Consider the following 12,206-nt stretch of genomic DNA (forward strand, 5'->3'; position numbering starts at 1 on the left):
TGGGATAGCACTTGGGGAAATACCTCGTACTAAAAACAGTCCTTCTTCTGCAGCATTCTTCTACAGCAAAATTTGTTCCAGTCTTCTACACACAAGTTCAGACAATCGACTACCAACTTCCAGATGCATATATCCGGTGAAGAAATATGTCCATTCGATTTGACGGACGCGCGAATTATGAAATGAAAATCGAAGCATCTGCTGTCCGCCCCTATGATTTTTGTAGAGATGCATTAGAACTTGTCGATGCTTTTCACTATCGTTTGGATTTGCAGATAAACTTTTAAAAGGCTTCTTCTTTATTTAACAATCGCTTCTGATTAGCAGCGAAATCTCGGGCATGGGACTATTCAATCTAGTGGGTATGATCTCCGGAGCCGTCGGGATAGCTGTCGTGGCGCGTGAACTGGACGAACAAATGTTTAGTTTTCCCTTAATTCCGCTTAAATTCCGGCGCTTGGATATACAGCAACCTGCTTTCCCAGTTCGGCGTCATCGCTGCGGTCGGTGTTTCTGTTTATTATTGCAGCTTTGGCAGAGCAAACGGGAGGCTAGTTTTGCAAAAAAAGAGCCCCGTGTACGACACAGGGCCTGCTGATTATCTGTGGCAAAAGAATGATTCGATGCGGCGCAAATCGAGACCGAAGTAAACCCAGTGTCCGAAATTTCCCCGGCCGAACCAACGGAATCCGGCTATGGAGTTGCGTCCGACAAACGTAAGGTAGATCCAGTACTGATCTCCGTTGGTTTGCCAGATATACACAAACCGGAATAGGCAATTCCGGATACCGCCCGGATCAACGGCAAACAATTGTGCCGACTGCTTTTGCGGAGTGAAGGGTGGCGGAGGCGTTTGAGGCGCGCCCGTTTGAGGGGCCCCCGGTTGGCCGACTCCGTAAGGCGAGACCCCGCCCGGGAACCCGCCTGGGAACCCGCCTGGGAATCCGCCCGGGAATCCACCCGGCTGTCCGCCCGGGAATCCGCCCGGCTGTCCGCCTGGGAATCCGCCCGGGAATCCACCCGGCTGTCCGCCCGGGAATCCGCCCGGCTGTCCGCCCGGGAATCCGCCCGGGAATCCACCCGGCTGTCCGCCCGGGAATCCGCCCGGCTGTCCGCCTGGGAATCCGCCCGGGAATCCACCCGGCTGTCCGCCCGGGAATCCGCCCGGCTGTCCGCCTGGGAATCCGCCCGGGAATCCACCCGGCTGTCCGCCCGGGAATCCGCCCGGCTGTCCGCCTGGGAATCCGCCCGGGAATCCACCCGGCTGTCCGCCCGGGAATCCGCCCGGCTGTCCGCCTGGGAATCCGCCCGGGAATCCACCCGGCTGTCCGCCCGGGAATCCGCCCGGCTGTCCGCCTGGGAATCCGCCCGGGAATCCACCCGGCTGTCCGCCCGGGAATCCGCCCGGGAATCCACCCGGCTGTCCGCCCGGGAATCCGCCCGGGAATCCACCCGGCTGTCCGCCCGGGAATCCGCCCGGGAATCCACCCGGCTGTCCCCCGGGGAATCCGCCCGGGAATCCACCCGGCTGTCCGCCCGGGAATCCGCCCGGGAATCCACCCGGCTGTCCGCCCGGGAATCCGCCCGGGAATCCACCCGGCTGTCCGCCCGGGAATCCGGCCCGGCTGTCCGCCTGGGAATCCGCCCGGGAATCCACCCGGCTGTCCGCCCGGGAATCCGCCCGGGAATCCACCCGGCTGTCCGCCCGGGAATCCGCCCGGGAATCCACCCGGCTGTCCGCCCGGGAATCCGCCCGGGAATCCACCCGGCTGTCCCCCGGGGAATCCGCCCGGCTGTCCGCCCGGGAACCCGCCGGGAGTTGCGCTCCGATACGGATCATAATAAGCACCGAAATAAACCATCTGTACATCTCCTTTTCAGTGAAGTAGGCAGACGTTATGTACGAATGCCTATTGACAGTACCAATATATGTTATTGTTACTTAAAGGTGACTAAGAAAAAGGGAGATGCTTGCACCTTTTTATCCGCTCGGGCCTATACCGGGAGGCTCCCGTGTTGTAGGAGGCGCAGGATGGACTTAGCTGCGGCCGTCATAACAGCAGTTCCGGTACAACCGGCTTCAGGCTGCGCCTGGATTACTTGAACGGACGGATACCGCGAATTTCGGCGTACGGGATCAGAGTCCGCGGGATCAGCGTGTCACCGCCAACTTGGATCGCTGCAATTTGCCCGAGCGCGTCCAGCGTGACAGTACCGCTGCCGGACGCGGGAGAGCAGGGTAGAGATGGCTCTGGCCGTTACATGAAATGGTTCGGTTCGGTTTCAAACAACCCTAAATACAAAAAAAGCAGATTGCCGCAATGACAACTGCTTCTTGTTTTTAAATACGGGCCTTCCTTGTTTATGCCGCTAAAAGCCAAAGCCATATGCAGGAAGCACATGCGCTTATTGAACATGCGGCCGATGATGGCACGGTGATTTCTGCAGGCTGAGGGAAGCGTGTAATGGGATAGGCGTTCAGCCTCCATAAGAGCTTCGTCTCGTTTTGCGGCGGTATGGCAATCTATATGGATACCCTGTTTATCCTTTACGCGGTTTGCAGGATGAACTTCTCCACAACATGCTTGATTCCGTCATCATTATTGCTCAATGTGACGTAATCGGCAATTTCCTTCAGAGCATCGACGGCATTCCCCATCGCTACGCCGAGCCCGGCTACCTCCAGCATCTCGCGGTCGTTCCAGCTGTCCCCGATCGCGATGACCTGGGATAGCTCCAGGCCGAAATGCTGCGCCAAATGAGATAACGCGTGCCCCTTGGTCCCTTCGGCATGGACGATTTCCAGAAAATGCGGCTTTGACTTCGTCATGTGCACGCTGCCGCCTGCAAGCTCGCGCAATGAAGGGGCAATCCGGTCCAGTACCTCCGAGTCGTCGATAATCAGAAGTTTGGCCGACGGCATGAGGACAAGCTTTTCGAAATCAGGGTATACCGTATACGGAATTTTCGATAGTGCCGCGTACGCCTCGGCTTTCTCGTTGCTTTCTTGCACGTATAACACATCATCCACATAAGTTTGCAGGTGCAGGCCGCGGTCACGGCAGAACTCAAAGATGGCCCGGGCGGCGTCCAAAGGCACGGTACGTTCGTACAATACCTGGCCGTCGAGCGCGTTCTTGACCAACGATCCCATATAGGTAATCAGCGGCACATTCAGCGAGAGCTCAGCTGCCAGCTGCTTGGCGGAAGCATACATGCGGCCGGTGGCCAGCGTGACGATCACCCCTTGGGATACAGCGGCGGACAGCGCTTGTTTGGTTCCCTCCGTAATTTGTTTCTTATCATTAATCAGCGTATCGTCGATATCAATGGCAAGCATTTTGTACATGGATCTCCACCCCTGTTTTCTCTAATTCCCTCATTATATCCTAAGCCGGGAAGGATGAAAATGGTCCGAAAGAGGTTTACAGCCTATGTTCACATGATCCCTTGCCATGGACAACCTCCGCTGTGAGGCAATGCTGTCGTTTTTAATCCATGCATGTTGACAATACGTTAAATGAAGCGTATATTTATCTTAAATTAAAGACTTTTAAATTTAATATTTTGAGGATGAAGAAAGATGACAAATGGGAACGAGTCCAAACTGGCGAATAACCGGGAGCTTTCGCTAAAATTGCTGGTTGTGCTTTCCAAAGCGTATAAAGTGATTATGGATCGCGCAATGAGAGATATGAAAAAATACGGTCTCTCCGCGACGGAATTTACCGTGCTGGAACTGCTGTATCACAAGGGGAAAATCCCGCTTCAGCAGATCGGTGATAAAATTTTGGTGACCAGCGGAAGCATTACCTACAATATCGATAAGCTGGAAAAGAAAGGATACCTGAAAAGGGTTCCTTGTTCCGAGGATCGCAGAGTGACGTATGCCGTTATCACCGATGCGGGAACCGATTTTATTCGTGCGATTTTTCCGGACCATGCCGACGTGATCGAGTCCATCATGGGGGGACTCACACCGGAGGAAAAAGCAGACGCCATTGTGCTGTTAAAAAAACTGGGGTTGGAAGCCCAGAAGATAGAATAGCCGTTTTTGTTCTACAGAGTCACCATTAACCAAACAGGAGAGTGAAATCACATGCATCAACAAACCATGGGGATCCATCACATTACCGCTTTTGTTACAGACGCACAGGACAACGTTGACTTTTATGCCGGGGTGCTTGGCCTTAGGCTCGTCAAAAAGACGATCAACTTTGACGCACCGGAAGTATATCATTTGTATTTCGGCAACGAGGTAGGCAGCCCGGGCACCGCGATCACGTTCTTCCCGTGGGCTGGTGCACGGCGCGGGAGGATTGGAGGAGGTCAGGTCGGATTCACCACGTTTGTCGTGCCGCAGGGCGCGCTCGCCTTCTGGGAAGAGCGACTGCAGCAATTTAACATCCCGTTTACCCGGACAGAGAGGTTTTCTGAAGAGTACCTCCAATTTAAGGATAAAGACGGCCTGCAACTGGAGATCGTCGAGCGGGAGGAGGGTCCCCGGAGTCAGTGGGCGTTCGGAGGCGTAACGCCGGACAAAGCCATCAAAGGCTTCGGAGGCGCCGTGCTTTACAGTAACGCGCCTGATAAAACCATGAATGTGCTGCAGCAGGTGATGGGCCTTGAAAAGATAGGTCAAGAAAACGGCTTTGTCCGCTTTAAAGCCATAGGCGATCTGGGCAACGTGATCGACATCAATGCTGCGCCCGTAGGTTCAGGTATTGGCGGGGCCGGTACCGTTCATCATATTGCATGGCGTGCGAAGGATGATGAGGACCACCAATTGTGGAGAAACCGGCTTCTTCAGAACGGGTTTCAGCCGACTCCTGTTGTAGACCGGCAGTATTTCAATGCGATTTATTTCCGCGAAGAAGGGGGAATTCTCTTTGAAATCGCTACGGATCCGCCAGGGTTTGCGCTGGATGAGCCGGTTGACGCCTTAGGCGAAAAGCTGATGCTTCCCGAATGGTATGAACCGCATCGCGCCGCCATCGAACAGGGGCTGCCGCCTATTCAAATTCGTGTTTTGGGGGAGGATAAACCATGAAGCATATTTTTCAAAAAGGAACGGACCCCTCATTGCCGACGCTTGTCCTTTTACACGGAACGGGCGGAACCGAAAACGATTTGCTGCCGCTGGCTCAGATCATTGCACCGGCTGCATCCGTACTGAGCGTAAGAGGCAATGTGCTTGAAAACGGCATGCCGAGGTTTTTCAGACGACTTGCGGAGGGCGTATTTGACGAGGAGGATCTGTTGTTCAGGACGAAGGAGCTGAATGATTTTCTGGACCAGGCTGCGGATGAATACGGGCTGGATCGCCGCAATATGGTGGCCATCGGATATTCCAATGGGGCCAATATCGCGGGAAGCCTCTTGTTTCATCACAAGGATTCCTTAAAAGGAGCCGTTCTGCATCATCCGATGGTGCCGCGCCGCGGCGCAGAGCTGCCGGATCTGACGGGCACACCGGTCTTTATCGGGGCAGGCAGGAACGATCCGATCTGTGCTCCGCAGGAAACCGAAGAGCTGCAGCACCTGCTGGAAGGAGCCGGTGCAAGCGTTACCGTACATTGGGAAAACCGGGGCCATCAGCTGACGAGCTCGGAAGTGCAAGCGGCCGCGGATTGGTTCAGTCCATATTTAGTAAAGCAATAATGAACGGGACCATGATGCCGAAAGGAGAATGAACGTGATATCGATCGATCCGCTCAGCCAGAGCGATAGGGATAACTATAAGTTAATGATCGGGAGCATTATACCCAGACCCGTTGCGTTTGTGACCACCCTTTCCAAGAAGGGGGTGTTGAACGCTGCCCCGTTCAGTTATTTTAATATCGTTACATCGAATCCTCCGATGGTATCCGTATCGGTGCAGCGCAATCAGGGTCTGCTTAAAGATACGGCCAGGAATGCGCAGGATACGGGCGCTTTTGTCGTTCATATCAGCGACGAATCCTATATCGAAAAAATTAATCAAACCGCCGCCAGTTTGGGGCCGGAGGAGAGTGAAGTTCAATTAGCCGGGCTTTCACCTGTCCCAAGTGAGAAAATAGCGGTGCCTGGTGTAGCTGAAGCGAAAATCCGCATGGAGTGCGTGCTTGAACGGTCCATTCCTCTCGGCGGATCCGAAGAGAGGCCCGCCTGCGATTTGTTGATTGGCCGCGTCGTATTTTTTCACATTGCCGATGAGCTGGTTCGGAACGGGCAGATCGATCCGGAAGGGCTTAAGCCGGTAAGCCGGCTTGCCGGCAGCAGCTACAGCAAGCTGGGGGACATTTTTTCGCTTGAACGGCCAGTATAAACGAAGGTAAGAATTTAAAAGAGATTGTCTCGGACAACAAGATGCTGGTGGAGAAAAGCCGGTGGAATATGGGAAGCTGGGCATAACAAAGGGATCAAGCACAGCGGATCACCGGGGTCAAAAAAAAGAGACCCGCAAGCTACGGGCCACGGGTCTAAGGGTTATATATAAAAAAAGGGGGGTCACTAATAAGTATAGGCTACTTATATTAAAGAATGATGATAATAAGATTTCAATTCGATTACAATTTCAACCCGTTCGATTCCGCCCCATTGCAACAATTATAAATCTCATTACGTCTAAACATGGAGGTGAACGGTTTATGCGAAAAGGCAGAATGAAATCTGTACTGTGTTTCATCGTCATACCGGCCGTACTTATGGCTTGTTCCCATGTTGGGCAGCAAAACAACTTTTCCGCTGAATCCAGTCCCTCCAAAACGGCAGAGGTGCATCCGGGAGGAACGGAGGAGTTGGAAAAAGAGGAAAAACAGGAAAAAGAACCTGCCAAGTCCGTTACAGGCTATTTTGATACGACACTGGAAGCAAAACAGGAAGGCGATCGCATGAAGTTCAGCTTTTCTGTCCGCAACACCTCCGGTAAGGACCTGCAAATATCTTACAGCTCCGGCCAAAAGTATGATATTTATGTATATAACGAGGCCAATGAGGAAATATACAGATGGTCCGTCAATAAAGCCTTCACTCAAGCGCTGATCGTCAGTTCATTGAAGAAAGCCGATACGCTCTCATTCACAGAAGTATGGGATCTCAAAGACAACCAAGGGAAACGTGTTCCCAAAGGACGCTATACCATCCAGGTTAGAGTCATGCTGAACCTTGAAGACCGGCATGCTCCATTAAGCATAAATCCCGATGATTTATCGGACAAAATGGAATTGGAATTAAACTAAGAGCGGCGTAAAATGTAGAACACAAGCAAACGCAGGGTGTAGGCTGTTGACATTCTTTTGCGCTGGAACTATAATGGTTACAACAAGAGGGTGAAACATATGAAAAAAATCAGCAGCCGCTTTTCGATCGCGGTCCACATCTTGTCGCTCGTATCGCTGAGCTCATCGCCGTGCACGTCGGATTTCATCGCCGCAAGCGTAAATACGAATCCGGTCATTATCCGAAGAATCATCGGACAGCTCAAGAATGCCGGCTTGGTTTACGTAAAGGCCGGAACCGGCGGAACTTATCTGCGCAAAGAGCTGGATGAAATCACTTTACTTGATGTCTATAAAGCGGTTGAAGTCGCCGAGAAGGGCGGTCTGTTCAATTTCCACGAGCATCCTAACCCGGTTTGTCCGGTTGGAGCCAATATCGAATCGGTTCTGCGAAAGAATATGATAGAGGCCCAGAATGCCATGGAACAGCGATTGGCTCAAGTGACGTTAAAGCAGCTGGTGACGGAACTTAGCGAGAAAAAAGGCTTTTGACAAGTTCAACTGCCGCCGTTAACTGTCTGTCTGAAAGGACTCGATGTGAGGGTTTTTAATATGTGCTGTAACCGATCTTGTTCTCTATTTTTTTGCATTCGTTGTAACCGAATCGGTTATAATAAATTCACCCTTAAACTATAATCCAAAGAAGGGAAGGAATGTCTCATGTCTATTTTTATTACCGGCGCTACAGGTGAGCTTGGAGGTCTGGTGATTCAGCACCTGCTCAAAAAGGTACCTGCCAATCAAATTGTTGCTGTTGTCCGTAATGTGGAGAAAGCCTCCGCTCTCGCTAATCTGGGAGTAGAAGTTCGCCATGGGGATTATTCGCAACCGGAATCTCTTCAAAAAGCGTTTGCCGGCGCCGATAAGCTGCTCTTTATTTCCAGCCCCGATTCGGATGACACGCTGCGCATCGTTCAGCATGCGAATGTCGTAAAAGCGGCCAGAGATGCAGGCGTAAAATATATCGCCTATACCGGTTTTGCTTTTGCCGAGGAATCCAATATCCCTCTGGCTCATGTACACCTGGCTACAGAGTATATGATTCGTACGACGAAAATTCCTTATACATTCCTGCGCAACTCTTTATATACGGAAGTGTTCGTGAACCCGGGCTTGGGCGCATCCCTGGAGCAAGGGGCCATCGTTACGAATACGGGAAGCGGAAGACTGAATACGGTAACCCGCGGTGATTTGGCCCTGGCTGCGGCGGAGGTTCTTGCAGGGGAAGGTCATGAGAACAAAACGTATAATCTGGTGTCGAATCAAACGTGGAGCTATGATGAGCTGGCTCAAATCGTCTCCGAAGTGGCCGGTAAGAAAATCGTGCATCAGTCCGTATCCTTTGAGGAGGAGAAAAATATACTCCAGGGTGCCGGTTTTCCTGAACCCGTTGCCGCACTGTTTGCCGGTATCTATCATGCGGTTTCCCAGGGCGAAACGTCCAGAACGTCTGACGATCTCCGGAAGCTGATCGGATCGGAGACTCCTCTGAAAGAAACCGTGAAACAAGCTTTGCAAGGATAATCATTAAAACAAATTACAAAAGATTGCAACAAAAACAGGTCACCGTTCGTCTGACATGGGTGACCTGCTTTTTATTTACCGCTTTTTCATCTCAAAAAATTCACATGCATTCCGCTGATGATAGGTTACATCGCTGACGCCGGACTGGGTCACAATGGACGTATCGGTAAAACGAATGATGATTCCGCCCGAATCTACAATATGGTCATTCTGAAAAACACGTACAGCGACCTGCCGATCCATCGCCTCCTGGAAGTCTTGATCGGTCAGTAATCTTCGTTGAGCCATGAGTTGTATCTCCTTTATTATCAGTATAAAGAATGCCGGACCTTGCGCCGCATGAAATTTTCTATATCATAGATGGAGCTTTGCTGAACTGTCAAGGCAGCTTCATGCGGCGAAGCGTTCAGGAGATGTTTAATCTTACAAATTGACTTTTAGTTAATCCGTCAATTATTCTGTAGGATGGGATGGAATTCGTACCTGCTGTTACAGTTATTTGGATAGGTAGTAAGGAGAGTAAAAATGAAACAAAATAATAACGCAGCTTTGATCATGCTGATGATCAACATGTTTATCGCTATGCTTGGGATAGGATTAATCATTCCCGTATTGCCGGATTTTTTGAAGGCCTTTGACGCCGGAGGCAAGGCGGCGGGCTATCTGGTTGCCGCCATGGGATTGACCCAGTTTTTGTTTTCACCCATTGCGGGGGAATGGTCGGATAAGTATGGCCGAAAGCTGATGATTGTGTCGGGACTCGCGCTTTTCAGTTTTTCCAATTTTTTATTCGCTGTTGCTCACGAGATGTGGCAGCTGTACGTTTCGCGTTTGATCGGAGGCATTGGGGCCGCGGCCATGATTCCCGCTATGCTGGCGTATGTAGCCGACATTACCAGCGAAGAGAGCCGGGGCAAAGGTCTTGGGATGCTGGGCGCCGCGATGTCGCTGGGCTTTGTCATCGGTCCCGGGATCGGCGGTTTTTTTGCCGAGCTTGGCATTCGCGCACCATTCTATGTATCTGCGGCGGTAGGCGGCTTCGCGATGCTGCTTTCCTTGAGCCTGCTTAAGGAGACCCGGTCGGTCGAGCAGCGGCAGGCGGCCAGACTCTCGACGGAAAGGAAAGAGAACATCTGGCGGCAGTTCGGCAAATCGTTCAAAGCGCCGTATTTGATCCTGCTGGTGCTTATTTTCACGCTGACGTTCGGCCTTGCCAATTTTGAAGCGGTCTTCCCGCTGTTCGTGGATCATAAGTACAGCTACACCTCCCGCGATATCGCGGTACTCATTACCGTAGGAGCCTTGATCGGCGCAGTGGTGCAGGCGGTGCTCATCGGAAGGCTGATTAACCGTTTCGGCGAAAAGACATTGATCAACTTGACGTTCTTTTTGTCCGCGTTGACTATGGTGCTGATGCTGCTGTCCGGGAACTTCTGGTACATCCTTGTGCTTACGACTTTGTTTTTTTCCTTCACGTCCATCCTGCGTCCTGCGATCAATACGCTGCTTTCCAAAATGGCGGGGGACGAACAGGGATATGTTGCGGGCATGAACAATGCGTATATGAGCATCGGCAATATTTTCGGTCCGGCCGTGGCCGGCATCCTGTTTGATGTTCATGTCAATTTCCCTTATTTGTTCGGGGCAGTCATTCTGATCATCAGCTTGGCCATGTCTTTAAGCTGGGGAAGAAGAAAAATGAGCGCTGCGGTCAGGTAAAAGAGGGAATTCCACAGCCCTCATGCTTGCGGCGGCATCTATTTTGAATCCAGGAATTGACACGGGAAGCCATTGTAGCATATGATGAATATAATCACATGTGATCATTCGCGTCTTGCTTGCCAGCCCTTGCAAGATCCGTGAATGAAAAGCGGCAGCACCACCCTTATCATGGAATATAAACGCTGAGAAACTTGTTGAACTCTGATCCACAGAGAATGGAAGCAGGTTTAAGCCAGCACGATCATTCGTCGTTGAATGATCTGCTGGCTTTTTGCGTTTTTTAGCACATCGATAAGGCGGTGCCCGCATCATATCAAACCTATAGGAGGGATTTGGTTTTATGAGTATGTGGGTAAGCCATCGGGACAGGACTTTTGTACAGAAACATCCGGGGTTTGAAATCGTACCCCATCCGGATCATTCGCGGCTGTATCATATTGAATTGGATAACGGACTTTTGCAAACGTTTTTCTCCTCGTTTCGGGATGTGGGCACGCAAGCGCTGGAGTACGTGCCGTATAAGCGGTTTATATTGGCCGCAAGGCTGGAGGAATTGTTCGGCGCATCGCTCGGGCAGGCTATACGCCATATTCTGCATGACCGCCAGTCCGGCGGGTTCACCATCGGCGTTCAGGGGCAAACCGTCGATCCGGAAGATTATGTTAAATTCGGCACCGCTGTCAGCCACTTGGTTGGAACCCCCAATTTTGACGCCATGACCGGCACCTATTACGCCCGGTTCACCGTCAAGGATACGGACAACAGCGATTCATATTTGCGTCAGGCTTACCGTCTGTTCACTCTTCATACCGACGGGACGTTTGTGGAAGAAGCCACCGATTGGCTGCTGATGATGAAATTTGAGGAGCGCAATGCGGTGGGAGGAGAATCCAGAATTCTGCACCTGGACGATTGGGAAGAGCTGGAGAAGTTCAGCAGCCATCCGCTGGGGTCTTATCCTTTCACTTATAAATCGCCGCCAAGCAAAAATACCAGTATAACGGTGAAGCGAAAAACCTTCTTCAAACAAAACAACGGCATTTGTGTCTGCTTTATCGATCAATTCGTTTATCCCGAAACGATTGATCAAGCCGTCTATCTGCAGGAGTTTTCCGACTCTTTGGAGAATAGTCCCGCTACCATTGCCATGCCTCTGCCTGTAGGACAGCTCATTATGCTGAACAATGGATTTTGGATGCATGGAAGGGCGCCTTTCGAGAAGCATCCTGAGCTGTACCGGGAGCTGATGCGTCAGCGCGGAATTTTCTCGGAAGTATAATTCTTAAAAGAAGCCCTTTTTCCAATGGGTAATTCCTTTACTTCACCATTGGAGAAAGGGCTTTGGGTTGGACACGAAGCATGCTAGGTTTTTCCCTTGAGATGTTCGTACTGCAAATGCAGGTCTTTCAAGGCGGCGGCCAGAGCGTTGGCGGCCCTGCCGTGATAATGATGCTGAAGGACTCTGATCGGTTCTTCTATGCCGTCTTGAAGACTGAAGCCTCTTAACAGGCTACTGACATAATCTCGTCCATGCTCTGTGGCCAACGTGCAGGAGGCTTCCAGAATAACGCCGTATTTTTTGTCGATCTCCGCTGTGATGGTGAGCGAGTCATATACATTTTTGGCGGCCATGCCTGTGGGCAGCTTGGCGTGTCCTGCGATAAACAAAGTGTTTATCGGAATCATGAATGAGTCCCCTCC

13 protein-coding genes are annotated in these 12,206 nt (G+C 51.5%); 9 read left to right on the forward strand and 4 right to left on the reverse strand.

Annotated elements, in window-relative coordinates; all coding sequences use genetic code 11:
- Window positions 1-598: 598 nt before the first annotated feature.
- Both NR121_RS25170 and NR121_RS06030 read right to left on the reverse strand, forming a co-directional pair.
- Window positions 599-1,849 (reverse strand): hypothetical protein, encoded by a 1,251-nt coding sequence (locus NR121_RS25170; RefSeq protein WP_306277216.1) that lies wholly within the window; start codon window positions 1,847-1,849, stop codon window positions 599-601.
- 699 nt (window positions 1,850-2,548) lie between these two features.
- Window positions 2,549-3,349 (reverse strand): Cof-type HAD-IIB family hydrolase, encoded by an 801-nt coding sequence (locus NR121_RS06030; protein WP_062409731.1) that lies wholly within the window; start codon window positions 3,347-3,349, stop codon window positions 2,549-2,551.
- Window positions 3,350-3,583: 234 nt separating this feature from the next.
- Between NR121_RS06030 and NR121_RS06035 the strand changes: the two genes are divergently transcribed.
- The 7 genes from NR121_RS06035 (at window position 3,584) to NR121_RS06065 (ending at window position 8,783) form a co-directional block, all read left to right on the forward strand.
- Complete coding sequence (locus NR121_RS06035; protein ID WP_256830904.1) at window positions 3,584-4,048, forward strand: MarR family winged helix-turn-helix transcriptional regulator; 465 nt, start codon at window positions 3,584-3,586, stop codon at window positions 4,046-4,048.
- Between the two features lie 51 nt (window positions 4,049-4,099).
- Window positions 4,100-5,050, forward strand: a complete 951-nt coding sequence (locus NR121_RS06040) for a ring-cleaving dioxygenase (protein ID WP_256830906.1) — start codon at window positions 4,100-4,102, stop codon at window positions 5,048-5,050.
- The gene (locus tag NR121_RS06045; protein ID WP_054818474.1) at window positions 5,047-5,661 is read left to right on the forward strand and encodes an alpha/beta hydrolase; all 615 of its coding nucleotides are present in this window, start codon (window positions 5,047-5,049) and stop codon (window positions 5,659-5,661) included. The genes NR121_RS06040 and NR121_RS06045 overlap by 4 nt, the downstream gene beginning before the upstream one ends.
- A 34-nt stretch (window positions 5,662-5,695) precedes the next feature.
- Window positions 5,696-6,307 carry a flavin reductase family protein gene (locus NR121_RS06050; RefSeq protein WP_062409727.1) on the forward strand — a complete coding sequence of 204 codons (612 nt, stop codon included), beginning with the start codon at window positions 5,696-5,698 and terminating at the stop codon, window positions 6,305-6,307.
- A gap of 322 nt (window positions 6,308-6,629) precedes the next feature.
- Window positions 6,630-7,220, forward strand: coding sequence for a BsuPI-related putative proteinase inhibitor (locus NR121_RS06055; protein ID WP_256830908.1), 591 nt, complete (start codon window positions 6,630-6,632; stop codon window positions 7,218-7,220).
- Window positions 7,221-7,319: 99 nt separating this feature from the next.
- Window positions 7,320-7,751 (forward strand): Rrf2 family transcriptional regulator, encoded by a 432-nt coding sequence (locus NR121_RS06060; RefSeq protein ID WP_054818476.1) that lies wholly within the window; start codon window positions 7,320-7,322, stop codon window positions 7,749-7,751.
- A gap of 168 nt (window positions 7,752-7,919) precedes the next feature.
- Window positions 7,920-8,783: an SDR family oxidoreductase gene (locus tag NR121_RS06065; RefSeq protein ID WP_054818477.1), complete on the forward strand. Its 864-nt coding sequence runs from the start codon at window positions 7,920-7,922 to the stop codon at window positions 8,781-8,783.
- Between the two features lie 75 nt (window positions 8,784-8,858).
- Here the strand turns inward: NR121_RS06065 and NR121_RS06070 are convergent, their stop codons facing one another.
- Window positions 8,859-9,071 (reverse strand): hypothetical protein, encoded by a 213-nt coding sequence (locus tag NR121_RS06070; RefSeq protein WP_062409724.1) that lies wholly within the window; start codon window positions 9,069-9,071, stop codon window positions 8,859-8,861.
- 237 nt (window positions 9,072-9,308) lie between these two features.
- On the opposite strand from NR121_RS06070, the gene NR121_RS06075 reads away from it, so the two are divergent.
- The gene (locus tag NR121_RS06075; protein WP_256830909.1) at window positions 9,309-10,502 is read left to right on the forward strand and encodes an MFS transporter; all 1,194 of its coding nucleotides are present in this window, start codon (window positions 9,309-9,311) and stop codon (window positions 10,500-10,502) included.
- A 343-nt stretch (window positions 10,503-10,845) separates the two neighbouring features.
- Window positions 10,846-11,784 carry a glutarate dioxygenase GlaH gene (gene glaH, locus NR121_RS06080; protein ID WP_062409722.1) on the forward strand — a complete coding sequence of 313 codons (939 nt, stop codon included), beginning with the start codon at window positions 10,846-10,848 and terminating at the stop codon, window positions 11,782-11,784.
- 83 nt (window positions 11,785-11,867) lie between these two features.
- Here glaH and NR121_RS06085 read toward each other — a convergent pair whose 3' ends face one another.
- On the reverse strand, window positions 11,868-12,191 hold the full coding sequence (locus tag NR121_RS06085; RefSeq protein ID WP_256830912.1) for a DUF3870 domain-containing protein: 324 nt from the start codon (window positions 12,189-12,191) through the stop codon (window positions 11,868-11,870).
- Window positions 12,192-12,206 lie beyond the last annotated feature (15 nt).

This window comes from Paenibacillus sp. Pae15 (assembly GCF_024519685.1).
Lineage (GTDB): Bacteria > Bacillota > Bacilli > Paenibacillales > NBRC-103111 > Paenibacillus_G > Paenibacillus_G naphthalenovorans.